This window comes from Ruegeria sp. H4 (assembly GCF_056533065.1).
This window is the reverse complement of the sequence record NZ_JBQFOC010000001.1, coordinates 1760970-1787242: the sequence shown is the minus strand read 5'-3', so window position 1 is coordinate 1787242 and position 26273 is coordinate 1760970. Positions and strand designations below refer to the sequence as shown.

Sequence of the window (26273 nt, the reverse complement as noted above, 5' to 3'; positions counted from 1 at the left end):
AGGTCAGGGATCGAGGCGACCCAATACACTTTGAAGATGTCGCGTCGAGTGCCATGTCTGACTGTCGCAGAAGATGCCCGCGCAGCCGCGCAGCTTCAGGCTGACAGCCGAGGCGCTTTGAATCGTTCCCCGATACACACGCCCGGTTTCCGGGTCGCGCAACTGACCCTCCCAGACATCACCGTTGAACTTCAAACCGGTTAGGATCAGATCACCGATCCGCGCATGCGGCGTATCGGCCTGATCCCAGACCCAAAGCAACCGACCACAGGTCGCAGCCGAATCTGAGGGGCAGTTCTCAAACCGGACCACCACGCCCAAACCCGGCGAGGCATAGCTACCGCTCAGGTCAAAGGCTTGCGCCCGGCTGGCCAGGAAACCCGCAATCAGCGCAACGATCAGACCAACCATGCCCAGCCGTACCCGCGACAAACGCGGCGCAGTTTGGGCGAACCACTCGTGATATTGCGGGTGCTCGGTCCCCACCAAGCGATCCCACCATGAGAAGTACAGGCCCAGATTGTACCGCGCATGAGCGTGGTGCAGATCGTGATGCGTGACGGTGGTCAGCCAGCCAAAAACTGGCCGCCCGTCGGGCCGGGCCGGGAATACCTCGACCCCGCAATGCCCCAACGCATTACGCAGCATCATATGGGTCACAAAGATGAACAACGCGACGGGATGCGCGGGCAATATGATCAACACAAGCGGAAGGTAGATCGCGTTCACGACAGCCTCGCCCACGTCAAAACTGTACGAGGTGAAAGGCGTCGGCTGATGCGACCTGTGATGCAACCGGTGAAACCGCCGGAACAGGGGCGGATGGTGCAGCAGGCGATGGCTCCAGTAAAACCATGCGTCGTGCAAGATGATCAGCGCGGCCACGCTGAACAGAAAATACCACCACCCGCGATCTGCGACCTCGGGATATATCGTCATCAAACCAGCCCGCGCGCCCAACGCGATCGACGTCCCGGCAGCCGCGAAGATCAGAACCGTGCGCAGGCTGGCCAGCAATTCGCGCCTGATTTGCCCCTTGGGCGGGTCCGTGGGCCTGATCTTTTGCTGACTTAACCGGCGTGACAGCAACAGATTGATCAGCAGATAAGTGCCCCCAGCACCGATGACATAGCGCAGAAGGTCTGCACCAAACACCTCGGCATAAAGGGTCATGATGTTCGAAAGGGTCAACATAATACGCTCCGTCGTCTGAATAGATACGAGCGAAGGTTTGGCACCCGCCACTGCACATGACCTGCCGATTTCAAAATCCGGCGGGTTTTCTTCAGAATCGGCGAGGGTTTTCTGAAATCGACCAGCCCAAACCGTTGACCCGGGCAGGAAACGCCCGTTCTGTTGGGATCAGAATGCCCGATCTTGCGCTGATTGATATCTTTCTCAGAGGTGCCGCCCTAGGCGCCCTTGTTTTATGCGCCTGTATTTTCGTCAGCAGTCGCGTGAACAGAAAAAGCCTCTCTGTGGCAGCGCTCTGCTTGTGCCTCTGCCCCTATCTGATCGTATCCACACCAGATATCCCGCTGCACCCGATGGCGCAGGCCGCGCTAATCTGGGTGGCCGCGTTGGTGCCGGTTCTGCTGTATTGGGCTGCGCTTGAGCTTTTTCAGGATCATGTAAATGTAAAGCCCTGGCAGATCGGGCTTGCGGTGCTGATTGTCACCTCGGCCTGGTTTTCGCATTTGCATGTCTGGGTCGCAGCACTGCGTGGACTCGCTGCGCTTTTGCTATTTTCACACATGCTCAGTGTGGTGATACGCGGGGATGCGGATGACCTGATCGCCCAGCGCCGCCAGTTCAGGCGGTGGTTCTTGGTCTGGGTTCTGGGTCTTGCCAGCGTCATCACTGCCGTTGAGATCCTGCAACTGGACCGCACAATGCCGCGCGGGCTATTTGCCCTGCAAGCGGGCATCATGTTTCTGTCCGCGGCGGCGTTTCTTGGATGGTCGGTAGACTTGCGCCCGGATATTTGGCGCACCGCACCACGCAACGCTTCGGAAAACATACCGGCCAACCCGGCCCAAGCAGCTTTGGCACAACGTATTCAACACGCCATGGAACAAGGGTTGTGGCGTCAGGAGGGGCTGACCGTGGCTCAGCTTGCGGCGCATCTGCACACGCCAGAGCACCGCATCCGGGCCGCGATCAATCAGGGCATGGGGCACCGGAACTTTCCAGGCTACGTCAACACGTTCCGCATTATCGAAGCGCAGAAACTGCTGATCGAACCCGAAATGGAGGGCCGCACCGTGCTCAGCATCGCCTTTGATGTGGGCTTTTCCTCACTCGGCCCGTTTAACCGTGCTTTTCGGGATCAAACTGGAACAACACCAACTACATTTAGAAAACAACACTTAGAAAGAACAAGAACGTTGGACGCGAACAGTGCCTAGACTGCCACCGCAATAAGCAGTACTCGACTCACCAAGCGTAGTAATTATTCGCAAAAGAAAAGATTTTTGACTAAATTGTTCGCGAGGTCGACATTTGTCGATCACGCCCATTCAATCCAAGATTTGTTGTTGCATTACGTAACCGCCTTGGTCTTAAATCTTTCGGACAGATCAATGAAATCCGCAAAACGCGGATAATCATTTGACGCTACAGGGGGTCTTGTGACCGAATCTATGAACGACGCCGCGTTTGTCGAATTCCAACGCGTTCAAAAATCTTATGATGGCGAAAACCTCGTCGTCAAAGATCTTAACCTCGCCATGCCAAAAGGTGAATTTCTGACCATGCTGGGCCCCTCGGGTTCGGGCAAGACAACATGTCTGATGATGCTGGCCGGGTTTGAAACCGCCACCCATGGTGAAATTCTTCTGGACGGCAAGCCGATCAACAACATCCCGCCGCACAAGCGTGGCATCGGCATGGTCTTTCAGAACTACGCCCTGTTCCCGCATATGACCGTGGCCGAGAACCTCTCGTTCCCGCTTGAGGTGCGCAAACTGGGCAAGTCCGAGCGCGAGGAAAAGGTCAAACGCGCGCTGGATATGGTTCAGATGGGAGCCTTTGGCGGCCGCCGTCCGGCGCAGCTTTCCGGGGGTCAGCAACAGCGGATCGCACTGGCGCGTGCGCTGGTGTTTGAGCCTGAGTTGGTCTTGATGGACGAACCGCTGGGCGCGTTGGACAAACAGCTGCGCGAGCATATGCAGTTCGAAATCACCCGCCTTGCACATGAGCTGGGCATCACGACGGTCTACGTAACCCACGACCAGACCGAAGCGCTGACCATGTCAGATCGCGTCGCAGTGTTCGATGATGGCCGCATTCAGCAGCTGGCCCCGCCGGATCAGCTGTATGAGGAACCCGAAAACAGCTTCGTTGCGCAGTTTATTGGTGAAAACAATACAATGGAAGGCGTGATCAAATCGATTGATGGCGACACCTGCGTTGTGCAATTGGATGACGGGTCCGAGATTGATGCGGTTCCAATCAATGTGAACGCTCCGGGTGATCGGACCAAAGTGTCTATCCGGCCCGAACGCGTCGAATTCAACAAGGACCGCCTGCATGCCGATGCACATACGCTGAAGGCAACGGTCAAGGAGTTCATCTATATGGGTGATGTGTTCCGCTTCCGCATGTCGGTTGCCGGGAATGACGAGTTCATCGTCAAGACGCGCAACGCCCCCGATGCCATTCGCCTTCAGCCCGGCCAAGAGATCGACATTGGCTGGCTGGCAAAGGATTGTCGTGCGCTTGACGCATAGACCAAACCGCGCAGTACAAGCGCGGTTTCACCGAGGGACCGGCTGGCGAAAACCCGTGCGCCAGCTGACACTACAACAAACGGGACTTACTGGGAGTATCATATGAAACCGACAAAGACACTACTGACTGTGGCCGCGCTTGCGACGGCTGCTGGTGCCGTTTCAGCTCAAGAGATGACAATCGTCTCGTGGGGCGGTGCTTATTCGAAGTCTCAGCTAAAAGCGTATCACGAGCCCTATTCGGAAAAGACCGGCGTCACCATCCTGAATGATGACAGCTCGGCCGAAGCGGTCGCGAAACTGCGCGCCATGAACGAAGCGGGCAACATCACATGGGATGTGGTGGACGTGGTTGCCGCTGACGCGATCCGCCTGTGCGACGAAGGTCTGGCATTGGAAATCGACCCCGACACAATGCTGGCACCGGCACCCGATGGCACACCTGCTTCGGAAGACTTCGGTGACCTGCTGGTCAGCGACTGCTTTATCCCACAGATCGTTTACTCGACGACCTTCGGCTATCGCACCGACCTGGTTGGCGACACTCCGCCCACTGATGTCTGCGCGGTTTTCGATCTGGAAACTTATCCGGGCAAGCGTTCGCTTGAGAAGCGTCCGATCAACAACATGGAATGGGCTCTGATCTGTGACGGCGTCGCCAAGGATGACGTCTATGACGTTCTGGCCACCGAAGAAGGTCAGAACCAGGCGCTGGCCAAGCTGGGCACCATCAAAGATAGCGTTGTCTGGTGGTCTGCCGGTGCTGATACACCGCAGCTGCTGGCCGATGGCGAGGTTGTGATGGGTTCGACCTATAACGGTCGTCTGTTCAGCGTCATCGAAGAGCAGAACCAGCCCGTCGCCATGCTGTGGGACGCGCAGGTGTTCGATCTGGACGGCTGGATCATTCCCGCCGGTCTAAGCGAAGAGCGTCAGCAACAGGCTCTGGACTACATCATGTTCGCGACCGATACGCAGCGTCTGGCAGATCAGGCCAAATACATCTCGTATGGCCCGGCCCGCGCCTCCTCGGCGCCGCTGGTTGGTCAGCATGCCGATCTGGGCATCGACATGGCACCGCATATGCCGACCGATCCGGAAAACGCCAAGAACACGTTCCTCTATAACTACGAGTTCTGGGCTGACTACCGTGATGACATCGACGCCAAATTCCAGGCGTGGCTGGCACAATAAGCCGGGCTTGACGTCATAAAATCGTCGGGGGCGGTGCGCCGCCCCCAGACCAAGACAAAACAGGGTACAATGATGACGGACGCAAGCGAAAACGCAGGGCCAATGCTGGCTGCAGACGGTACGCCGCTGAAACAGTCACTGGCGCGGTCATTGCGACGGCAAAAGCTCAGGGCTTTGATGCTGATCGCCCCGCTGCTTCTGTTTGTCATGTTCTCCTTCATCGTTCCTATCGCTTCGATGCTGTTTCGTTCGGTCGAAAACAGCATTGTCGCCGAAACCCTGCCGCTGACGGTTCAGGCCCTGAACGAGTGGGATGAAAAATCCGGTGAATTGCCGGACGAGGCCGTCTATGACGCCTTTGTCCGCGACATGGTTGTCGCCATCGACAACAAAACGCATACCCGTCTGGGCTCGCGTCTGAACTACGAAGAAACAGGCATGTCTTCGATGTTCCGCCGGTCCGGTCGTCAAATCAAAAAGCTGGACCCCGAAACAGACGGGCCGTTCAAAGATCAGATTATTGAAATCCACGACGGCTGGGGAGAGCCCAACACCTGGGCGGTCATCAAGACGCACTCGCCTGCAGTGACGAATGGCTATTTTCTGAATGCGGTTGATATGCGCCGCACGCCCGAGGGCGCGCAATCCCAGCCCGAAGACAAGCAGATCTTGATCAAGCTGTTCGGCCGGACCCTGTTCATGTCGCTGGTGATCACCGCCTCGTGCATCCTGTTGGCCTACCCGGTTAGCTATTTGCTGGCGACCCTGCCGATGCGCGTTTCGAACATATTGATGATATTGGTTCTCCTGCCGTTTTGGACGTCGCTCTTGGTGCGAACCTCAGCGTGGAAGGTCATGCTGCAACAACAGGGGGTGATCAACGAAACCCTTGTCTGGCTTGGTCTGGTGGCCGATGACGCACGGCTGGTGATCATCAACAACCAAATCGGAACGATCATCGCGATGACGCATATCCTGTTGCCGTTCATGATCCTGCCAATGTATTCGGTGATGCAGACCATTCCGCACTCTTACACCCGCGCCGCGAAATCCATGGGGGCCACCAACTGGACAACCTTCTGGCGCATCTATTTCCCGCAATCCATTCCGGGCATTGGCGCGGGCTCGATCCTCGTGTTTATTCTGGCCATCGGCTACTACATCACGCCGGAAATCGTGGGCGGCACCAAGGGCGTGTTCATCTCGAACCGGATCGCCTACCATATCTCGTCCTCGCTGAACTGGGGACTGGCCGCGGCACTTGGGACCATCCTTCTCGCGGTCGTGCTGCTGCTCTACTGGTGCTACGACAAGATCGTGGGCATTGATAACGTGAAGCTGGGATAATCAAGATGGCCGCACTTACTCCGATATCCCGCAAACCGCTTTCGATGGTCCTGCCCAGCTTGGCATTGGCCGGGGCTTTTGCCGGCGTCTTTGTCGGCGCAGGCAATGGGTCAATTTTCCTGGGTATTTTGATCGGCGCCGCCCTGATCGCCGCGCTGGCCTGGGTCTACATCACTGTCCTAAAAAACGAACAACTGGCCCGCTGGATCAACATCCTGGGCTTCGGGATCGGAGGGTTCCTGCTTGCCGGACCCCTTGGCGGCGTCCTGGGCCTGCTGGGCGGGTGGTTTTTTGCCTGGTTCACCTATTGGCTGTATGAAGGCCGGTATCGCCAGAAGTTGCTGCCATACCTGACCGCGAAACAGGTGTTCTATCACTACCTGTTCCGTGTGATCTGTGGTGCGATCTTCGTCTTCCTGATCACACCTATCCTTGTGGTTCTGCCGCTGTCGTTCAACGCCCAGGACTTCTTTACCTTCACGCCGGAGATGCTGCGGCTCGACCCCGAGGGGTATTCGCTCAAGCATTACCGCGATTTCTTCACCAACAATGAATGGCAGCGCAGCTTCAAGAACTCACTGATCATCGCGCCGATTGCGACGGTTCTGTCCGTGACGCTGGGCACGTTGGCTGCCATCGGTCTCAGCCAATCCCACGTGCCGGGACGACGCGCCATCATGGGTATCCTGATTTCCCCCATGATCGTGCCACTGATCATCTCGGCCACAGGCATGTTCTTCTTTTACAGCGACATTGGCCGCTTTCTGGAAGGCACGCTGGGCATGAACAAGAACTTCGTGGGCTATTTGAAGGTCATTCTAGCCCATGCCGTACTTGGCATTCCTTTTGTCATCATCACCGTGACCGCAACACTGGTGGGCTTTGACCGTTCGCTGACCCGTGCGGCGGCAAATATGGGTGCGGGCCCGGTACGGACGTTCTTCAAGATCCAGATGCCGCTGATCCTGCCGGGCGTGATCTCGGGCGGGCTGTTCGCCTTCATAACCTCGTTTGACGAGGTTGTGGTGGTCCTGTTCGTCGGCTCCGCCAGCCAGAAAACCCTGCCCTGGCAGATGTTCACCGGCCTGCGCGAACAGATCAGCCCGACCATCCTGGCGGTCGCCACGATCCTTGTGGTGCTGTCCATCGCGTTGCTGACCACGGTCGAATTGCTGCGCCGTCGTTCGGAACGTCTGCGGGGGCTTTCCCCCGCTTGACGGATCGCATGGTCTGATCTAACGATTTTCCTGTTCACCCCCGCTGCGATGGCGTCGCGGCACTTACGGGGGTGATCGGCTCTCGGACCCCGAGACCGCCTGTCCTGAACGCCGGGACATGTGGCCGGGTTCTTGCGTTTCCCGGCATAGATGAGAGACCGTATGATGAAAGACCTATCCAATCGCCCCGAATTCTTCACCTGCCACAATGGTGAAAAGGCCCCCCTGCCCTTTAGCCAAGGTGAATACGACCGCCGCCTGTCCAAGCTGCGGGCCGTCATGGCACAACGGGACATTCCCGCCGTGCTGCTGACCTCGATGCAGAATATCGCCTATTACTCGGGCTTTCTGTATTGCGCCTTTGGCCGCCCCTATGGCTGCGTCGTCACGCAGGATGCCTGCACAACCGTGTCGGCCAATATCGATGCGGGTCAGCCCTGGCGCCGTTCGGTCGATGAAAATGTGATCTACACCGACTGGCAGCGCGACAATTACTGGCGCGCGGTGGCCAGCCTGATCGGTGGCGCGAAACGCGTCGGCATCGAAGGCGATCACATGACGCTGGCCGCTCGCGATACCGCCCTGCGCATGCTGGATGCGCCTGAACTGGTGGATATCGCACCCGACACCATGGCCGCCCGCATGGTCAAATCCGCCGAAGAGATCGAGCTGATCAAAGGCGGCGCGCGCACCGCCGATGTGGGCGGCGCCGCCATCCACGCCGCGATCCGCGAAGGTGCAACCGAGATCGAGATTGCCATGGCAGGCCGCGACGCAATGGAAGAGGAAATCGCCCGCGCCTATCCGCAGGCCGAATACCGCGACACCTGGGTCTGGTTCCAGTCAGGTCTGAACACCGACGGCGCCCACAATCCGGTCACCAAACGCGCGCTGCAAAAGGGCGATATTCTATCGCTGAACACCTTCCCGATGATCTCGGGCTACTACACCGCACTGGAACGCACCCTGTTCTTGGGCGAGCCCGACGCCGAAAGCCTGCGCCTGTGGCAGGCCAACGTGGCCGCGCATGAGCTTGGCCTCAGCCTGATCAAACCCGGCGCAACTTGTTCTGGCATCACCGCCGAGATCAACCGCTTCTTCGCTCAGGAAGGCCTGCTGGACTACCGCTCCTTCGGCTACGGCCACTCGTTCGGCATCCTCAGCCACTACTACGGGCGCGAGGCCGGTTTGGAACTGCGCGAGGATATCGACACAGTGCTGGAACCCGGCATGGTCGTCTCGATCGAGCCGATGCTGTGGATCCCCGAAGGCCAACCCGGCGCGGGCGGCTATCGCGAACATGACATTCTGATCGTGGGCGACGATGGCGCCGAAAACATCACCGGCTTCCCGTATGGCCCCGGCCACAACATCATCGGTGCCTAAAGCGCTTAGGCGGGGCCCCGGCCCCGCCTATCTTCCCTAACTGCTCTTGCGCAAAAAAGACATTGGACGCGACAGCTATCAAACCACAAACATCACGAACGAATCCGAGATCAATCTCGCGCAGACTTTCTAAAATTTGCTCGCCTCACACGCATTTTTTAATTCACTCAATTTTATCCCATCAAAATGAAAAATTAAGCTTTCTTTCATTTCCAGTGATTTACGCGACTTCCTATCCTCCCAAAAAACATTTTCGAGAAAATTGCAGTTCTGACCACCGGATAGGACACTCTTCTCAAAGCGGAGGAAGCGACAATGTCCAACCAGAACCCGGTCTTTATTCCCGGCCCCACCAACATCCCCGACCGTTTGCGCCTGGCGATGCAGGTACAGACTCAGGACCACCGCGCTCCGGATTTCGTTGAGACCTTCGCGCCGGTTCTGGAAGACACCAAAACAGTCTTCGGCACCACGACCGGACAGATCATTACCTTCCCTGCCAGCGGAACTGGCGGGTGGGAGGCCGCAGTGACCAACACGCTCAGCCCCGGCGATACGGTTCTGGTCGCCCGCTATGGCATGTTTAGCCACCGCTGGATCGACCTGTGCCAACGTCATGGGCTGGATGTTCGGATCATAGAATGCGCCTGGGGTAGCGGCGCGCCGGCGGATAAGTTTGCCGAGGCTTTGGCCGTCGACAAAGCCAATGAGATCAAGGCCGTTCTGGTCACCCATAACGAAACCGCCACCGGTGTGCGATCGGATATCGCCGCCGTACGCAAGGCATTGGACGGCTGCAGTCACCCCGCGATGCTGTTTGTGGATTGCGTCAGCTCTCTGGCCTCAATGCCATTCGCGTTTGATGATTGGGGCGTTGATATCGCAGTGTCAGGCTCGCAAAAGGGCTTCATGCTGGCCACCGGCATGGCGATCCTGTGTGTCAGCCCCAAGGCGCTGGCGGCGATCGAGACCGCGCAACTGCCGCGCACCTTCTTTGATTTCCGCGACATGATGAAGGCCAACTCCTCGGGCGGCTTTCCCTACACCCCACCACTGCAACTGATCTATGGCTTGCGCGAAAGCCTGAAGATGCTGTTCGAAGAAGGGCTCGACAATGTTTATGCCCGCCATTTCCGCCTGGCCGAAGGCGTGCGCAAAGCCATCTCAGCCTGGGGGTTGGATCTGGTGGCGCAGTCACCTGATCTCTACTCAGACACCGTCAGCGCGATTTATGTGCCCGAGGGCTTCGACAGCAATGCGCTGACCGATCATGCCTTCAACGCCTATGGCGTCAGCTTCGGCATCGGTCTGGGTGAGATGAACGGCAAATCCTTCCGTATCGGCCATCTAGGCAGCCTGACAGATGTGATGGTTCTGTCCGGTCTGGCCACAATCGAAATGGCCATGGCCGATCTGGACTATCCGATCAAGCTGGGCAGCGGTGTTGCGGCGGCACAGGAATACTTCCGTGCAAGCCACGCAGCCCCAATGAAATCCGCAGCGTAAGGAGGGCCCCGATGCTTGACGCGATGACCACTGCCGATTGCCTGACCATCGCCGATATGCGCGAGGCGCATGAGCGGATCAGGCCGCATATCAACCGCACACCGCTGCTGCGCTCGGCCTATCTGGACGATCTGACAGGCGCGCAGCTGTTCTTCAAATGCGAAAACTTTCAGGAGGCCGGGGCCTTCAAAGTGCGCGGCGCCTGCAACGCGGTCTTTGGCCTGAATGATGAGGCCGCCCAGCGCGGTGTCTGCACGCATTCCAGCGGCAACCATGCGCTCAGCCTATCTTATGCCGCTGGCCGCCGGGGCATCCCCTGCAACGTGGTGATGCCGCGCACAGCGCCGCAAGCCAAAAAAGACGCGGTACGCCGCTATGGCGGCATCATCGCCGAATGCGAGCCTTCAACCACCTCGCGCGAGGCGGTATTTGCCGAAGTGCAGGCCCGTACGGGTGGTGAGTTCGTGCACCCCTATAACGATCCTCGCGTGATCGCGGGGCAAGCGACGTGCTCGGCAGAACTGCTGGAACAAACCGACAGTCTGGACGCGGTGGTTGCGCCCATCGGCGGCGGAGGCATGATCTCGGGCACCTGCCTGACCCTGTCGAACCTGGCGCCTGAGGTGCAGATCTATGCCTCGGAACCGGAACAGGCCGATGACGCCTATCGCAGCTTCAAGGCGGGTCACATCATCGCCGATGACGCGCCGGTCACCATCGCCGATGGGCTGAAAGTGCCACTGAAGGAAAACACCTGGCACTTCGTGTCGAACTTCGTCAGCGACATCCACACCGCCAGCGAGGACGAGATTATCGCGGCGATGAAGATCACCTGGACATACCTGCGCATCGTGATGGAGCCCAGCTGCGCCTTGCCGCTGGCCACCATCCTGAAACACCCCGAGGTCTTCAAAGGCAAACGTGTCGGCGTGATCATCACCGGCGGCAATGTGGATCTGGACAAACTGCCCTGGATCAAGGGTTGAGGAGGACATCATGAACAAGCCTGTAAACATCGACCAGCTTGAGGTCGGCTTTGACATCCCCGCCGCCATCGGCATGGACGCATCCGACATCCAGACCCCGGCTCTGGTGCTGGATCTGGACGCGCTAGAGCGCAACATCAAGAAAATGGGCGATTACGCCAAAGCCCACGGCATGCGCCACCGGGTGCATGGCAAGATGCACAAATCCGTCGACGTGGCGCGGCTGCAGGTCGAGATGGGCGGCGCCTGCGGTGTCTGTTGCCAAAAAGTGTCCGAGGCCGAAGTCTTTGCCCGTGGCGGCATCAAGGACGTGCTTGTGTCCAATCAGGTGCGTGACCCGGCCAAGATCGACCGGTTGGCGCGGATGCCCAAGCTGGGTGCGCGGACCATCTGCTGCGTCGACGATATCGACAATGTCGCCGACCTGTCCGAGGCCGCGCAGCGCCACGGCACCCAGATCGAATGCCTGGTCGAGATCGATTGCGGCGCAGGCCGGTGCGGCGTGACCACCACGCCCGAGGTCATCGCTATCGCCAAAGCCATCGACGCAGCCCCGGGTCTCAAGTTTGCTGGCATCCAGGCCTATCAGGGTGCGATGCAGCACATGGACCTCTACGAGGATCGCAAAGCCAAGATCGACATCGCCGTGGCACAGGTCAAAGACGCCGTAGACGGGCTCAAGGCCGAAGGGCTGGACTGCGACATCGTCGGCGGCGGCGGCACCGGGTCTTACTACTTCGAAAGCACCTCGGGCGTGTATAACGAACTGCAATGCGGCTCCTACGCCTTCATGGATGCCGACTATGGCCGCATCCTCGATGAACAGGGCAACCGCATCGACCGGGGCGAGTGGGAGAACGCCTTCTTCATCCTGACCAGCGTCATGAGCCATGCCAAGGCCGACAAGGCCATCGTAGATGCCGGTCTCAAAGCCCAGTCCGTCGACAGCGGCTTGCCGGTGATCTTTGGTCGCTCGGATGTGGAATACATCAAATGCTCGGACGAACACGGCGTCGTGTCGGACCCGGACGGGATTCTGAAAGTCAATGACAAGCTGCATTTGGTACCCGGTCACTGCGACCCGACCGCCAATGTGCATGATTGGTATGTGGGTGTTCGGAACGGCAAAGTTGAAGCGCTTTGGCCGGTCTCCGCGCGCGGCAAAGCCTTCTGAACCGGGGAAAGGATCATGAAAGATATGACTGACAAACCCCTGCTGATCGTCGGAGAAGACCTCTGCCAGCAACTGGTTGGCCGCGCTGAGGCATTCGAAGCTGTGCAAGACGTCTTCGCTGCCATGGCGCGCGGCGACGCCTATAACTTCCCGGTCATCCGCGAGGCCATCGGCTATGCCGACGCGCTTTACGGCTTTAAATCCGGCTTCGACCGCGCCGGTCAGGTGCTGGGCGTCAAATCCGGCGGCTACTGGCCGGGTAACATGGACAAGGGGTTGACCAACCACCAGTCCACCGTCTTTCTGTTCGATCCCGATACCGGGCGGCTCTCGGCGCTGGTCGGCGGCAATTACCTGACCGCCGTGCGCACCGCCGCGTCCTCAGCTGTCTCCATCGCCCATCTGGCGCGCAAAGATGCCAAGGTTCTGGGAATGGTTGGCGCAGGCCATCAATCCACCTTCCAGCTGCGCGCAGCCGCCGAACAGCGCGACTTTGAAAAAGTCGTCGCCTGGAACCCGCACCCCGAGATGCTGCCCCGCCTAGGCGCAGTCGCGACCGAGCTGGGGCTGGGTTTCGAGGCGGTCAGTCAAGAAGACCTGGGCGCACAGGCAGATGTGATCATCACCATCACCTCGGCCTTTGAACCGCTTTTGATGAAAGACTGGATCAAACCCGGCACGCATCTGGCCTGCATGGGCACTGACACCAAAGGCAAGCAGGAGGTCGACCCCGCTCTGGTCGCTTCGGCCAGCGTCTTCACCGACGAGGTCGCACAGTCCATCACCATTGGCGAGGCGCAACATGCCATCGCAAACGGCACATTGACCGAGGATCAGATCACGCCCGTCGGGGCCGTCATCAACGGCGATCATCTGGGACGCAGCAGCGATGACGAGATCACGCTGTTCGACGGCACCGGCGTGGGCCTTCAAGACCTGGCCGTCGCCTCGGTCGCAGCGCGGATGGCCGACGAGGCCGGGCTGGCGGAACGCGCCATTCTCTAGATACAAGCCTTTTCAAAACGGCCCCAAAACAGGTTAACCTGTTGGCACCTCTCAGTTCAAAGATGCCGACTGTGACCATCCGAATGCTGCGCACACTTGTGGCGATTGCAGATACCAAAACCTTCAGCGCGGCGGCAGATGTGGTGCATGTCACCCACGCCGCTGTCAGCCAACAGATGCAAGTGCTTGAGGCTGATCTTGGGGTCACCCTGTTTGATCGCAGCACCCGCACGCCCGAGCTGACCCCGATCGCGCATCAAGTGGTCGAAAAAGCCCGCAAGATCATCGCGGATTACGACAGTTTGGTGCCCTCACTTCATGAACAAGGCGAGCTAGCCAGTACCATACGGCTTGGCGTCCTGCGCACCACGCTGACAGGTCTGGCCCCGCAGGCCATGGCCCGACTGAAGGCGCAACAACCTAAACTGGGTTTGCATCTGAAACCCGGCCTCACCGGTACGCTATTGGCGGAACTCGCGCGCGGAAATTTGGATGCAGCTCTGGTTACCAGACCCTCGGTGATGCCTCAGGGCGTCATCTTTCGAACGCTGGTCGAGGAACCGATGCAACTGATCACGGCCCATTCTGTCGCAAACTTTGCTCCCAACTGTCATTCCGACTGCGGTTTTGATAACGCGCGCTCGGATAAGACAGGGGCAAACCGGGATCTGTTGCGAAGTTTTGACTGGCGGCAGCGATAGCATTGTACCGGCGGGCTAAGCGGCCAGCTCTTGCAAATTGCCGAAACGGACAGACTCCGGGCGTGATTTGACCTTTGCGGATCATGTGTGCCACTTCGATTCCGTCGAGGGTTGCCGCCGCTGCAGCGAACGCCTTGAACCCTAGCATTGGCCGGACGCGTCTTTTGATGAAACGATGGTCCTGTTCCAAGATGTTGTTCAGGTATTTCCACCTCACCATCTCAATCGAGATCGGGCAGCCAAAGCCTTTCAGCATATTGTTGATCGCCTTGATACCAGCTGTTTTGGCTCCGCTTTTGTCAACGACAATTTTTTGCAGTAGACCAATGAGCTCCAACATCCGGGTGAAGAATTTGGTGGCGGCAGGCTTGCTCCGACGGTGTGAAAGCATGAAATCGAAAGTTTTGCCGTGTTTGTCGACCCCTCGGTAGAGGTAAACCCATGATCCCTTTACTATAGTATACGTTTCGTCCATTCGCCAGGAGCGGTTGCATTTGCCTTTGCGGCGGCGTGCCGTTTCAGCGATTGCGCAAGAGTACCGTGTCACCCAGCGGTTCAGCGTTGTGTGATCGACGGAAACACCTCGCTCTGCCATGATCTCTTCCAGATCGCGGTAGGAAACGCCGTATCGAACGTAGAAGAATACCGCGAATAGGATCACATCTTTCGGATACTGTGCACCTTTGAAGGAAATCATGAGCGGGCTTTCGACTTGATACGACAGACAGTCATTCACTCGTCAATGGCCGAAAGTTTGCGACGGAACCCCTCGGGGAACCGATTGTCACTGCAGGGTCAAATGTGTTTAGTGGCAGCAGCTTTGGTTTCGATGCAGGTTGTCTATGTCCGAGCGTGGAAAAACACGTGAACTCGCCGCCAATATGTCGTCAGGGCCGCCCATAAAGTTCTTCTTTGATGTTTCAGGTTTGGTCGACTTTTTGCAGCGCAACGCGCATTATTCTGGGATTCAGAGAGCCCTGACCGAAATTGTCAGCGGATTTTCGACTATAGCGCCGTCGCATCAAGTTTATCTAACCTATTGTGAAGGTAAAAGCGGCGCGTTGAAGTGTATGCCTTTTAACGCTCTGACTGCAAATACCTTCACGAATCCAATTAAGGCGCGCCGGTTCTTTCATCCGCACCGTACGTCGATTGAACCCGTAGCACCGTTACGGAAGTACCGCCGGAATAGAGCACGATACCTGTTTCATCGCACGCGATTGGACGTGTTGGGGTGGCTCGGAAAAGACGACAAGCTCCGAAAATACGGGATAACGGCCGCCGACTGGCGAAGCATCAGAACTCGGCAAAAAACTGCGGGTGTCTCAGCGGCCGGAACCGAGAGATTGCAAGACATTGCGACTCCGGACGATCGTTTCATCGTGCTGGATTTCTCAAACCACCCCCGGCACGTTCAGGCCTATGGCGAGGCAAAGAGACTCGGGTTAAAAATCTCTGTTTTCGTCCATGATCTGATACCGCTGGTCCGGCCGCAGCTTTGCTTTGATCACGCGCCCACCTTGTTTTTTGACTGGCTCGAAGGTGCCGCGAGAATCAGTGATCAGTTTCTGGTCAATTCCGAGGCGACATTTAGGGACCTCAGCACTTTTGTTGATCGTCATGAGGTGTCGGTACCAGTCGGGATTGTTCCTCTGGCGCAAACTAAACTGAGTATTCCCAACCAGGCAGATCCGTTGCCCCAGCCCTCAAAACTCGTGGGCACCTATCCAGACGCATATGACTGCCGCGACTTGGCGGATGAAGTCCGCACCATTTTGGCAGGGCCGTTTGTTTTGTGCGTTGGCACGATTGAAGCCCGTAAGAACAACTGGCGTATTCTGATGGCATGGAAATCGCTGTTGGACAGTGGATGTTGCAACCTACCTAAGATCGTTTTTGCTGGCAAACCGGGGATCATGCGGGATGATTTTGAGCAGGCCATGCAGGCGACAGGTCATCTTTATGGCTATGCACAGATTGTCGAAACACCGGATGATGTGCTGCTCGATCTGCTATATCGGCGATGTATGTTCACGGTTATGGCCTCGCTTTATGAGGGCTGGGGGCTGCCCGTCGGCGAGGCGCTGGCTTACGGCAAGACGGCGGTTGTCTCAAACGTCAGTTCTCTGCCGGAGGTAGGCCGGGAGATGGTGGAGTATTGCGATCCGGAGGACATCGCCAGTATTGCCAGCGCTATTGCAAAGATGTTGAATCCGGATCATCGCGCCAGTCTGGAGCGCAAGATAAGCGATTACAACTTACGCAACTGGGGTGATGTTGCTGCAGACTTGCTGAAGGCCGTGGGCACAAACAACTCTCAGGCGCAAAAGTTGCATTGATGTGTCACAAAACCTGGAATTCCGAGACACAACTAACAGGCTTTGAATTCGACATGAAGTTAGGCTTATACTCAACCTGCGCAGCAACGCTCAAAACTGCTTCAAAACCTGCAGGCTTGAACAACGAACCAGTGCTGAAATCTAGATGGATACCATAGGCAATCTGAATCTAGATATTCGCAGAATGCGGACCGCATCTTTAGGAATAGCGTATAATTGATGAGTGGACTGGTGTTTGATCTGACCGAGGTGTTTCGCGCCTCAACCGGGCGATTCCGCATGTATGGAATTTTACGCGTGGTTGAGGAGATTGCTCAGGTCCTGGCTCGACGCAATGACCCTGTTCAATTCGCGGTTTTTTCCTATGCTCATCAAGGATTTATCGAGATACAACCCCAGACGGACCAAAATGGGCAGGTCGATCTAGCGGTGCCCTTGGGGATTTCCGAGTACCGCATTCGGTCAACCCATGATCAATACGGATCTGTGACCCGGAAGCTACTGAAAGCATTGCGGCCCCTGATGCAACAGCGCAACCAGGCAAACTGGCGGCGGGCCAAATTTGCGCCGGACACGATCGATATGACCGACAAAACCCTTGTGTCAGCGTCTCGTCCCAAGATCATTTCGGATGCGATCCAAACCTTGCGGCGAAAAGGTGTTATGCTAGCGGTGGTTCCATTGCTGCATGACCTGATCCCGTTGCACAAAAAGTTCGGTCACAAGACGGCGTATTTTCCAGGCAAGTTTCTGGACGACAACCGAACCATCCTTGCCTGCTCCAGTCTGGTATTGGCGAATTCCGAGTTCACCAAATCCGAGATACTGCACTTTACACAACAGGGCCTGTTGCCCAATGGCCCGGATATTCGCACCGTCCAACTGGCGCATGAATGCAAGGACTATACCGGTGAAAACGTTAAAACTCTGCCCAAGCAGGGTTACTTGCTGACCGTCGGGCTGACGATGGGCCGCAAAAACCTCGAGGTAGTCTTCGAAGCGTTGTTGCAGATGCAGAGCCAGGGCAAACCGGTACCTCGCTTGGTGCTGGCCGGAAGCTTGCGGCGTACCACCCGAAAAACTCTAAAAAGCCCGCGCTTGGCCTCGCTCCGTCCGTTCATTGAGATCTGCAATGAGCCAACGCAGGCTGAATTGATTGCGCTGTACCGGGGTGCTTGTGCCCTCGTTCTGCCGTCGCGGATGGAAGGCTGGGGGTTGCCGGCTGGGGAAGCGCTCTGGTGCGGTACGCCCGTCATCTGCACGGATGTCCCGGCGTTGACGGAGGTTTGCGGCGACCTCGCGCTGTATTTCGATCCTGACGATCCCAGTACTCTGGCCACCCACATCACAGGGTTGACGCAGAACAAGGCCCACAGCCTGGGTTTGCGAGCTCGTATCACTGCGGAAAAGCCGCGATTGCGATCTTGGGAGGATGTGACAGATGACCTGTTGGAACATCTGATCACAGCAGAAAAACCGACCCAGCTCCAACAGGGGCGTGCGGGAAAGTGACCAGAGCAGTCTGCCAATGACCTCCATACCGCAGAGCCAATCCGCCGATGATGGGTCTACCTATTTTCTCGATATCTCGGGGACGGTGGAACATGTTGCAACCCATGATGCACTGTCCGGCATTCAAAGGGTCGTTCTAACTCTCGCGGCTGAGATGGCCGGGAAACTGCCGACGGATCGGTTGTATCTTTCTTGGTGCGACAGGGCTCGAAACGCTTATCGATGCGCGCCGTATGAGGCTATTGCCCAGAGAAGGCCACTGGATACGCGGACCCTGTGGCGGTTGTTTCATACGGATGCCTTCGATGGCCCGATTGGCGCGGTGCTCGGAAGATATCAGCGTAGCCCGGTCAAGTACCTGTTTCATCGCGCGCGCTATGATCTGGCCGCAATGCTGGGGTTTGAGGCCAGATTTAGAAAAGTGAATATAGACTGTGCTCAGTGGAAAAGGCTACGGCGCCGCAGCCCCGAGCAATTGAGGGGTCGCGACTTTAGGGATGTATGCCGTCCCGGGGATCATCTGATCCAATTGGATATGGTGACGCAGGAATGGCAAAAGAACATTCTGAACGCTTTGCGTGATCTGCCGGTGACGAAATACCATCTGATCCATGATCTGATACCGCTTGAGACCCCGGAATTTGTGTCTGGTGAAACCGCCAGAAGCTTCTGGAACTGGATGAACTGGGCAGCCGACTATTCCGATTTCTTTCTGACCAATTCCAATTTCACACATGAAATACTGTCTCACTTTACCAAGTTGATTGGCCATCGGTTACCGATCAGAACACTGCCGCTTGCTCAGGCCCCGCTACCGCTTGGGACGCAGGTTTCTTTGGAACACGACCCGGCAGGGCGAAACCTTGCGATCAACTATCCGGCCGCCTTTGATCTGGACGGACAGGACCGGGTCTTTACCGAGGTGTTCTGCCAGCCTTTTGTTCTGTGCGTCGGCACGATCGAGGCCCGCAAAAACGTCCGGCGCATCGCGATGGCTTGGAAGGCACTGTTCGATGCCGGGCATCGCAATCTGCCTACTTTGGTTTTTGCAGGTCACAGCGGTCACATGCCCTATGATTTTGTCCGCTTTCTGGAAGGAACCGGAGATTGCTACGGGCTTGTCAAGATCATTTCCAGCCCTTCTGACAAGGCGCTTGATCTGCTGTATCGAAGATGTCTGTTCACGGTTCAAGTCAGCCTGTCCGAAGGGTGGGGGCTGTCGGTTGGCGAATCCCTTGCCTATGGAAAGACGGCTGTTGTGTCTCGCGCATCGTCTTTGCCCGAGGTTGGAGGTGATCTTGTCACCTATTGCGCGCCCGAGGATGTGGACAGTATTGCGGACTCGATTCAGAAGCTCCTTAACCAGCAGCACCGGCAAGCGCTGGAACAAAAGATCGCAGAGACCTCGTTGCGCAGCTGGTCCGATGTGGCAGATGACCTTCTGTTTGCGATCTCAAATCAGTCCCGACATAGTGGGCCAGCCCACCCGGAATAAGATCAATCACCACCGCATCGATCCGGACGCGTAACGCGCCGCAGAAGATAGAGGTCACAGCATGAACCGCTCGCATTATCTGGGTGACTATACGGCCCTGACCTACACTTATTTTGATCGGAAGATCTTTGTTGATACGCGCGATATCAGCATCACACCGCATCTGCTAACCGATGGCCGGTGGGAGCCGTGGGTCAGCGCGTATCTGGAGACCGTTCTTACACCCGGCTCAGTGTTTTTCGACATTGGTGCAAACTGCGGCTTCTACAGCCTTCTGGCGGCGCATCATGCCGGGCCAGACGGATATGTTCTGGCTTTCGAGCCACAGGCGCGCATGGTCGATCTATTGCGCAAATCCGCCAACGTGAACGGCTTTGACAGCCATCTGCATATCGTTCCCAAAGGTCTGTCAAACCGCGACGAGAACTTGAGGCTCTATCACAAAGATGAGTTCATGGGTGACGCGTCCTTTTCCGAGCCGACGGACTGGTTCGAAGACGTGTCGGTGGTGGCCGCTCATAGTGAAGTTGCAAAACTGGAAAAGACGCTGGGACGCCGACTGACGCCTGACATCATCAAGATGGATGTCGAAGGTTTTGAGCCTCAGGTCTGGGAAGGTCTGCGCCCCTTGCTGGACCGTTCGGATCAATGTGTTGTGGTAATGGAGTTTTCACCAGCGCGTTATGAAAACCAGCCTATCGATGCGCGCGCCTTTATCGACATGATCGAAGAGGCCGGGTTTGCCATTTATAAACTGAAGCATGACGGATCGGTTGTGCCGATTTGGAATGCTGACCTACTGGACGGATCGGTCCGAGGTTTTGTCGATCTTGTGTTGCTTAAAGGGCGGAGTATCTGATCCTACAGCTCGGACAACCGGATGTTGAGGATGAACAGCTGCGGACCAAAGGTGCAGATGCTCAGTTTTCGCTCAGTCCCCTCATCTGCGGTGAACTCGATAATTGCTGTGGCCTCGCCATCGGCTGTCTGATGCAGTTCGGTGATATGTGGCGGATACATAAGCCTCGCTCCTGAATATCCGCTCAGCCGCACAAACCCGACCTTGGGATCTGGAGCCCCGGGGCAACGATAGGTGACCTCAAGCCGATACGTACGACCGGCGCTGGTCTCAAGAACATCCCGACTCATTAGTGCAAAACCCGGTTCACCCAGACTGTGCCTCGATCCCAGATGATCCTCGACCGGGCAATCGAAGTCCTGATCTGCCGGCAAAATCGTCTGAACGCGCTTCGTGTCACGCAGACTTAGCCCATCATCGATCCAGATATCGGGGTTTTCGAACATATTGGCAAAATCATCTTCCGAGATCCGCAGCAACAAATTCACCATGCGCTGCGCATGAAACCAGTCGCGCTCACTGAGCGACAGACCCAGATAGGCGTGTCCCTCATGGATGAAGAACGAGGTGACATCGTGCAGATGAAAACCCTGTTTGCGAAACGTCGGGAACATCATGGCGTCGCCACACTGAACCTTGCCATCTTGTGTCAGTAGCCATGGGAACGGGGCGTGGCAATAGTTGGAATAGGTGAAATGACCAAAGCCATAGACATCCCCATCGGGTCCGGCCTGACCGTTTGATCCGCCCCGATAGATGGAATAGCCATCATGCGGCGCGGGTTGGTCATAGTTGGTTTGAAGTTCGGTCACAGGTTCGATGCGCCCGTCCCGACACAGTTCGATCACCCGCGCCGGAGCAAAGCTGTGCAAAACAAACAATCGGCCATCTCGCAAAAACGGCTGCCAGTTCTTGCCCATCGGGAAGTCGGTATGTTCATAGACCTGGCTTTGGCGAGAGGGCAGTTCGACCACGCGGAACACCCCGCGAAATCCGTCATCACTCAAGTAGTCGGCATATACCACAAAAGCACGGCTACGATCCGACACAATTCGGGGATCGATGCCCTGTCCCAGCACTTCTTCTCGCGCAGGCTTGAACCAGCCTGATCTCAACACACGCCGGGTTAGGACAACTTCGCTGTCCAGGGATCCACCCTGAAACAACTGATCGGTTCTGTGCAGTCGAAATCGGCGATGCACAGAGATTACCTCATCGCCAAGCACCGCAAAGGCACGAAAGGCCTCGGCCTGCTCACCCAGTGCCGAGAACCGAGCCTGCTGATAGATGATCTCAACGCCCATAGCTTGGCCTGATTTACCTTCGCCACCTATTTCTGCTAAATGCCGGGCAGACGCAACAGCGCGAAGGCCTGGACCTTGAACGATCTTGTAGGACATCTCGGCTGCAGCGCGCTGCAATCCCTGTCTGCCATTGCCCGGCACATGCGCAACACACCAGCGCAGCTGGTATGGCACTACGACCGCGTGGCGAAGTTCGGCGCTTATAACGACTATTTCTATTCCTTCGCATTCTGGCGCGATACGCTCTATTCGCTGAACGCAAGGGATATGACTGCAACACTTGACAGGATCGGGCAGCCCGACTTTCACGACGATCAGATCATACTGACCCAGTACACCCGGTCAGAAGACGGATATCAGATTGTCGAACAGCGTGATCTTGGTTTTGGCGGCGATCCCCGCGTGGTCAGCGACGGGGAAAAGGCCTTTGCCCTGATTTTAGGCACCTATTTCTCCGCAGCCAAAGTCTATTTGTATGATTTCGCAGCGGATCGCCGTGTTCCGATCACGGTGGATGACGACGACTTTGACTTTGGCAAAAACTGGCAGCCTTTCCTGAGAGGCGGTGAGCTGTTTGCTGTTCATCAGCTGGCCCCCATACGGGTGCTGAAGATTGATACCACGTCCGGCCACGCGATCTGTGTTGCCGAGCGTGAGCTCGATTTCAAACTCACTGCATCCTATCAACCGTTCCCGTTGTTTCGTGGCGGCGCCAACGCAATGGCTCTGGGCAATGACATTGTGGGGCTGGGCCGCACCACTGCAAACCGGGTCCATCATACACCGTTTTTTTGGTCACTGGATGATGATCTGCATATCGACATCATCTTCACTGAACTATTCCAGTCTTTTGTCGAGCTGGGATATGGCATCATAGATCCAACCTGTTTTTTCATCCATAACGGTGACCTTTATGTCGGGCTGGCTTGCTCCGAGCGGAACTGGGCTCATACCCAGATAGTCTCCGATTATCTTCTGGTGTTCCCGAGTTCGAGTCAGACACAACATCCATTGTGGTCGGATTATCTGCAGACCCGGCAAAAAGTGGTGCTGGCGGGTAAACCTGATCTGCGACGGCATATGTTTCAATGCACGGACATGCCGCAGACCCGGGATTTCAGACACGATCTGGGTGGGGTAATTTCCGACGGGCAGCCGGGTCACATGATCTATGGGCCTTATGTGCCCATCGACGCTCCCGGCCCCTATGCGGTGGAGTTTTCCTATCTCACCCTGCCCGAGCAGAAAGGGCAGATCGGCATCTTTGAAGCCTCGGTTTTTGATGGCGATGTACTGGGGCAATGCGCGATTCTAGCTCAACCGGAAACAATCGGCACCGCCCGCATTGACTTCGATGTGCCCGAGTCAGGGTCGGGGCGTCTTGAAACTCGGATCGGGCTGGATGCGGGTGCGTTGATCTCGGCCTATCACGTGCGCATCTGGCGCCGGGATCTGGCAGCCAAGGGCGATCCGGATCACCCTTGGGCCGATATTTTCTGGACCCGGATCTGACCGTCGGCTGTGGTCAGGCGGTGACGGCCATGGCGTGCTCTAGCTGACTGCGCACCCACGGGTATGTTCGGGCCAGACCGGCGGCAAGATCCGTCACCGGTTCCCAATTCAGCTCTTTCCGGATCAGTTCATTGTGGGAATTGCGGCCGCGCACGCCCTCGGGCCCGGGCACGTTGCGGATATGCAGGGTCTTGCCGGCAATTCCGGCAACCATCTTCGCCAGATCATTTATCGAGACCATCTGTTCCGAACCAATATTGACCGGCCCGGCAAATGTATCACTGCGGGTCAGACGGACAGTGGCTTCAACACAGTCGTCTACATACAGGAACGAGCGCGTCTGTTTGCCATCACCCCAGATTTCGATCGTGCCACCATCCTCGGCTTCAGCCACCTTGCGGCACATCGCGGCGGGGGCTTTCTCTTTCCCCCCGGTCCAGGTGCCTTCCGGGCCAAATATGTTGTGATATCGGGCGATCCGGCATTCCATGCCGTGATTGCGGCTAAAGCTCAGGAACAGGCGCTCGGAAAACAGTTTCTCCCACCCATATTCACTGTCCGGCAAGGCTGGGTAGACACTGTCTTCTCGAGTGACCGGGGCGGCTGTATCTTCCTGATTGTATTCGGGATAAACACAGGCCGACGAACTGTAGAACACGCGTCCGGCATCGGCTCGCCTGCATGCATCAAGAACGTTCAGATTGATGGCTGCGGAATTGTGCATGATATCGGCGTCGTTGTCGCCGGTGAACAGGTATCCGGCCCCGCCCATATCCGCAGCCAACTGATACACTTCGTCGAATTTGCAGTCGAACAACGCTTGGCATTCCGCCCGCCCGCGCAGGTCATAAATAACGAAGTCGTCTGCATGTGATTCCCCGAACTCAGGATACTTCAGATCCACTCCCCGGACCCAGAAACCGTCCCGTTTCAGCCGTTTAACAAGGTGCGATCCGATGAACCCACCTGCACCACAAACAAGGGCCGTTTTCATGCTATCCGTCTTTCTGCAATCAAGTATCTCGGTTCAGATTGCTATTGCAGGTTGCGATCCGCCGGGCAAGGGTGATGATGCGCGGGTCGCTTCTGATTTGATTGGACAAAGAGATGACCTAGTTCGCGCGCGTGAATTGGCCCTTGCGGATCATGTTCGCGACTTCGATTCCAGCGAGGGTTGCTGTAGCAGATTCGAAAGCTTTGAACCCCAGCATTGGTCGAGTGCGTCTCTTGATGAACCGATGATCCTGTTCGACGATGTTGTTTAGGAACTTCTGCCTCACCATCTCGATTGGAATCGGACATCCAAAGCCCTTCAGCATTTTGTTGATGGCTTTGATACCTGCTGTGTTTGCGCCGCTTTTGTCGATGACAATCTTTCGCGGAAGGCCGTTGATCTCCAACATTCGAGCAAAGAAGTTTGTGGCTGCAGGTTTGTTACGACGTCGAGAAAGCATGAAATCAGGGGTTTTGCAGTGTTTGTCCACGGCCCGGTAGAGGTAAACCCACGCACCTTTCACTTTGATATAAGTTTCGTCCATTCTCCAGTAACGATCACATGACCCTTTTCGGCGACGCGCTGCTTCAGCGATCGCGCCGGAATACCGTGTTACCCATCGGTTCAGTGTGGTGTGGTCCACCGAAACACCGCGCTCGGCCATGATTTCTTCTAGATCCCGATAGGAAACACCGTAGCGGACATAAAAGAAGACCGCGAACAAGATCACGTCTTTCGGATACTGAGCGCTTTTGAAAGAAATCATGGACCAACCTTTAATTGGATAGTGCCGTTCGCCACACAGGCGCTGACGCTACAAAAGTCAATGGTCAAAAGTTTGCAACACAACCTCAAACTCGCATGCGATAGGGGCAGATACTTCGAGGTGCGGAGTTTTTGGATGAGGCCTTTGGTCATTCCGCATTTGGGCGAACGCGAGTGCTACATATTTGAGGATATTCTGGAATTATCCCGCCGCCATGGGCACGCGCAAGATCGCCCCGGCCCTAGCGGCCGGTTGTGCCGTCACTATCAAACCCGCCTCGGAAACCCCGCTGACCATGCTGGCATTGATGCCTTTGTTGGAAGAGGCCGGCGTTCCACCCGGTTTGGTCAACGTGCTACCATCACGGCGCACTGGCGCCTTGGTGGATCACATGATGCATGATCCGCGCGTGCGCGTTGTGAGTTTTACCGGCTCTACTGGTGTGGGCCGAAAGCTTTTGAAAGGCGCGGCAGATCAAGTGCTGAAACCCGCGATGGAGCTTGGCGGCAACGCCCCGGTCATCGTTCTGGAAGATGCCGACATGGAAACTGCAATCGAAGGCACGATGTTGGCCAAGATGCGCAATCTGGGTGAGGCATGCACGGCCGCCAACCGCATTTATGTCCACGTCTCCCGCGCCGAGGAGTTTACGAAGCGCCTATCTGATGAAATGTCCGCCTTGAAAGTCGGCGATGGCACCGACCCTTCCGTTGATGTCGGCCCATTGGTCAACTCTGACACGCGTGACAAGGTGGCCGGGTTTGTCGCCGATGCGGTCGCAAAAGGGGCCCGTGTTGAATGTGGTGGTGCCACGCCTGACGGGACCGGGTTCTTTTACCCGCCGACCGTCCTCTCCAACGTGCCGGAAAGCGCCGATTGCGTGCATGATGAGATTTTCGGGCCAGTCGCCGCCATACAGACCTTCACTGACCAAGAGGATGTGATCCGCCGGGCAAACAACACGGAATACGGCCTTGTGGCCTATGTGTTCTCGGATGACTTCAAACGCGCATTACAGGTGTGTGAACGACTGGAATACGGCATGGTTGGCCTGAACCGAGGACTGGTAAGCGATCCGGCAGCACCGTTTGGCGGTGTTAAACAATCAGGCCTCGGACGCGAAGGCGGCCACGAGGGTATGCTGGAATTCATGGAAACTCAGTATATCTCGGCAAGTTGGTGATTTTGGAATTTTCAAGCTGAGTAAAGCCCGGAAATCGAAACCACCGAGCGTGACCCACCCTT

The 26273-nt window shown here is 56.8% G+C and carries 20 protein-coding genes and 2 pseudogenes; 17 read left to right on the top strand and 5 right to left on the bottom strand.

Annotation, left to right across the window (positions count from 1 at the left end):
* Positions 1-3: 3 nt before the first annotated feature.
* Entirely contained in the window at positions 4-1194 is a 1191-nt protein-coding gene (locus tag ACR0KG_RS08915; RefSeq protein ID WP_480827053.1) for a sterol desaturase family protein, read from the bottom strand.
* 263 nt (positions 1195-1457) lie between these two features.
* Here ACR0KG_RS08915 and ACR0KG_RS08910 point away from each other — a divergent pair, with 263 nt between their 5' ends.
* From ACR0KG_RS08910 to ACR0KG_RS08860, 11 genes are all read left to right on the top strand, one after another.
* Positions 1458-2408, top strand: a complete 951-nt coding sequence (locus ACR0KG_RS08910; RefSeq protein WP_480548117.1) for a helix-turn-helix domain-containing protein — start codon at positions 1458-1460, stop codon at positions 2406-2408.
* Positions 2409-2642: 234 nt separating this feature from the next.
* Positions 2643-3731 (top strand): ABC transporter ATP-binding protein, encoded by a 1089-nt coding sequence (locus tag ACR0KG_RS08905; RefSeq protein WP_480827340.1) that lies wholly within the window; start codon positions 2643-2645, stop codon positions 3729-3731.
* A gap of 102 nt (positions 3732-3833) precedes the next feature.
* On the top strand, positions 3834-4925 hold the full coding sequence (locus ACR0KG_RS08900) for an extracellular solute-binding protein (protein ID WP_480827052.1): 1092 nt from the start codon (positions 3834-3836) through the stop codon (positions 4923-4925).
* 72 nt (positions 4926-4997) lie between these two features.
* Complete coding sequence (locus tag ACR0KG_RS08895) at positions 4998-6272, top strand: ABC transporter permease (protein WP_480827051.1); 1275 nt, start codon at positions 4998-5000, stop codon at positions 6270-6272.
* A 5-nt stretch (positions 6273-6277) separates the two neighbouring features.
* Positions 6278-7489: an ABC transporter permease gene (locus ACR0KG_RS08890; RefSeq protein WP_480543907.1), complete on the top strand. Its 1212-nt coding sequence runs from the start codon at positions 6278-6280 to the stop codon at positions 7487-7489.
* A 165-nt stretch (positions 7490-7654) separates the two neighbouring features.
* Entirely contained in the window at positions 7655-8875 is a 1221-nt protein-coding gene (locus ACR0KG_RS08885) for an aminopeptidase P family protein (protein ID WP_480827339.1), read from the top strand.
* A 315-nt stretch (positions 8876-9190) separates the two neighbouring features.
* Positions 9191-10381 (top strand): L-aspartate--glyoxylate aminotransferase BhcA, encoded by a 1191-nt coding sequence (bhcA, locus tag ACR0KG_RS08880; RefSeq protein WP_480548123.1) that lies wholly within the window; start codon positions 9191-9193, stop codon positions 10379-10381.
* A gap of 11 nt (positions 10382-10392) precedes the next feature.
* Positions 10393-11367 carry a beta-hydroxyaspartate dehydratase BhcB gene (gene bhcB / locus ACR0KG_RS08875; RefSeq protein ID WP_480827050.1) on the top strand — a complete coding sequence of 325 codons (975 nt, stop codon included), beginning with the start codon at positions 10393-10395 and terminating at the stop codon, positions 11365-11367.
* A gap of 10 nt (positions 11368-11377) precedes the next feature.
* Positions 11378-12541 (top strand): 3-hydroxy-D-aspartate aldolase BhcC, encoded by a 1164-nt coding sequence (bhcC, locus tag ACR0KG_RS08870; protein ID WP_480548127.1) that lies wholly within the window; start codon positions 11378-11380, stop codon positions 12539-12541.
* Between the two features lie 15 nt (positions 12542-12556).
* Positions 12557-13546 (top strand): iminosuccinate reductase BhcD, encoded by a 990-nt coding sequence (gene bhcD, locus ACR0KG_RS08865; protein WP_480548129.1) that lies wholly within the window; start codon positions 12557-12559, stop codon positions 13544-13546.
* A gap of 62 nt (positions 13547-13608) precedes the next feature.
* Positions 13609-14247, top strand: coding sequence for a LysR family transcriptional regulator (locus ACR0KG_RS08860; protein ID WP_480827049.1), 639 nt, complete (start codon positions 13609-13611; stop codon positions 14245-14247).
* Between the two features lie 34 nt (positions 14248-14281).
* On the opposite strand, the pseudogene ACR0KG_RS08855 reads toward ACR0KG_RS08860, so the two are convergent.
* A pseudogene (locus ACR0KG_RS08855) lies at positions 14282-14944 on the bottom strand (IS6 family transposase); the annotation flags it as partial.
* 145 nt (positions 14945-15089) lie between these two features.
* Here ACR0KG_RS08855 and ACR0KG_RS08850 point away from each other — a divergent pair.
* The 4 genes from ACR0KG_RS08850 to ACR0KG_RS08835 all read left to right on the top strand — a co-directional run bounded on the left by ACR0KG_RS08850 (position 15090) and on the right by ACR0KG_RS08835 (position 20452).
* Positions 15090-16586: a glycosyltransferase gene (locus ACR0KG_RS08850; RefSeq protein WP_480827048.1), complete on the top strand. Its 1497-nt coding sequence runs from the start codon at positions 15090-15092 to the stop codon at positions 16584-16586.
* A 219-nt stretch (positions 16587-16805) separates the two neighbouring features.
* A complete protein-coding gene (locus ACR0KG_RS08845) occupies positions 16806-18098 on the top strand; it encodes a glycosyltransferase family 4 protein (RefSeq protein ID WP_480827047.1) in 1293 nt (430 codons plus the stop codon).
* 16 nt (positions 18099-18114) lie between these two features.
* Positions 18115-19593: a glycosyltransferase gene (locus tag ACR0KG_RS08840; RefSeq protein WP_480548135.1), complete on the top strand. Its 1479-nt coding sequence runs from the start codon at positions 18115-18117 to the stop codon at positions 19591-19593.
* Positions 19594-19654: 61 nt separating this feature from the next.
* On the top strand, positions 19655-20452 hold the full coding sequence (locus ACR0KG_RS08835; protein WP_480548137.1) for an FkbM family methyltransferase: 798 nt from the start codon (positions 19655-19657) through the stop codon (positions 20450-20452).
* Between the two features lie 2 nt (positions 20453-20454).
* Here ACR0KG_RS08835 and ACR0KG_RS08830 read toward each other — a convergent pair whose 3' ends face one another.
* A complete protein-coding gene (locus ACR0KG_RS08830) occupies positions 20455-21756 on the bottom strand; it encodes a hypothetical protein (RefSeq protein WP_480827046.1) in 1302 nt (433 codons plus the stop codon).
* A 75-nt stretch (positions 21757-21831) separates the two neighbouring features.
* On the opposite strand from ACR0KG_RS08830, the gene ACR0KG_RS08825 reads away from it, so the two are divergent.
* Positions 21832-23268 (top strand): hypothetical protein, encoded by a 1437-nt coding sequence (locus ACR0KG_RS08825; protein WP_480827045.1) that lies wholly within the window; start codon positions 21832-21834, stop codon positions 23266-23268.
* Between the two features lie 13 nt (positions 23269-23281).
* Here the strand turns inward: ACR0KG_RS08825 and ACR0KG_RS08820 are convergent, their stop codons facing one another.
* Positions 23282-24262, bottom strand: a complete 981-nt coding sequence (locus ACR0KG_RS08820; RefSeq protein WP_480543895.1) for an NAD-dependent epimerase/dehydratase family protein — start codon at positions 24260-24262, stop codon at positions 23282-23284.
* A gap of 118 nt (positions 24263-24380) precedes the next feature.
* On the bottom strand, positions 24381-25028 hold the full coding sequence (locus ACR0KG_RS08815; RefSeq protein WP_480543894.1) for an IS6 family transposase: 648 nt from the start codon (positions 25026-25028) through the stop codon (positions 24381-24383).
* 196 nt (positions 25029-25224) lie between these two features.
* Here ACR0KG_RS08815 and ACR0KG_RS08810 point away from each other — a divergent pair.
* Positions 25225-26211, top strand: a pseudogene (locus ACR0KG_RS08810) (aldehyde dehydrogenase family protein); the annotation flags it as partial.
* Between the last annotated feature and the right edge of the window lie 62 nt (positions 26212-26273).

Coding starts and splice junctions, on each gene's coding strand:
- ACR0KG_RS08850 (WP_480827048.1), top strand. CDS start 15,090: ATGTCCGAGCGTGGAAAAACACGTGAACTCGCCGCCAATATGTCGTCA.
- ACR0KG_RS08900 (WP_480827052.1), top strand. CDS start 3,834: ATGAAACCGACAAAGACACTACTGACTGTGGCCGCGCTTGCGACGGCT.
- ACR0KG_RS08845 (WP_480827047.1), top strand. CDS start 16,806: ATGAGTGGACTGGTGTTTGATCTGACCGAGGTGTTTCGCGCCTCAACC.
- bhcC (WP_480548127.1), top strand. CDS start 11,378: ATGAACAAGCCTGTAAACATCGACCAGCTTGAGGTCGGCTTTGACATC.
- ACR0KG_RS08830 (WP_480827046.1), bottom strand. CDS start 21,756: ATGGGCGTTGAGATCATCTATCAGCAGGCTCGGTTCTCGGCACTGGGT.
- ACR0KG_RS08915 (WP_480827053.1), bottom strand. CDS start 1,194: ATGTTGACCCTTTCGAACATCATGACCCTTTATGCCGAGGTGTTTGGT.
- ACR0KG_RS08885 (WP_480827339.1), top strand. CDS start 7,655: ATGAAAGACCTATCCAATCGCCCCGAATTCTTCACCTGCCACAATGGT.
- bhcD (WP_480548129.1), top strand. CDS start 12,557: ATGAAAGATATGACTGACAAACCCCTGCTGATCGTCGGAGAAGACCTC.
- ACR0KG_RS08890 (WP_480543907.1), top strand. CDS start 6,278: ATGGCCGCACTTACTCCGATATCCCGCAAACCGCTTTCGATGGTCCTG.
- ACR0KG_RS08835 (WP_480548137.1), top strand. CDS start 19,655: ATGAACCGCTCGCATTATCTGGGTGACTATACGGCCCTGACCTACACT.
- ACR0KG_RS08895 (WP_480827051.1), top strand. CDS start 4,998: ATGACGGACGCAAGCGAAAACGCAGGGCCAATGCTGGCTGCAGACGGT.
- bhcB (WP_480827050.1), top strand. CDS start 10,393: ATGCTTGACGCGATGACCACTGCCGATTGCCTGACCATCGCCGATATG.
- ACR0KG_RS08815 (WP_480543894.1), bottom strand. CDS start 25,028: ATGATTTCTTTCAAAAGCGCTCAGTATCCGAAAGACGTGATCTTGTTC.
- bhcA (WP_480548123.1), top strand. CDS start 9,191: ATGTCCAACCAGAACCCGGTCTTTATTCCCGGCCCCACCAACATCCCC.
- ACR0KG_RS08860 (WP_480827049.1), top strand. CDS start 13,609: ATGCCGACTGTGACCATCCGAATGCTGCGCACACTTGTGGCGATTGCA.
- ACR0KG_RS08905 (WP_480827340.1), top strand. CDS start 2,643: ATGAACGACGCCGCGTTTGTCGAATTCCAACGCGTTCAAAAATCTTAT.
- ACR0KG_RS08840 (WP_480548135.1), top strand. CDS start 18,115: ATGACCTCCATACCGCAGAGCCAATCCGCCGATGATGGGTCTACCTAT.
- ACR0KG_RS08820 (WP_480543895.1), bottom strand. CDS start 24,262: ATGAAAACGGCCCTTGTTTGTGGTGCAGGTGGGTTCATCGGATCGCAC.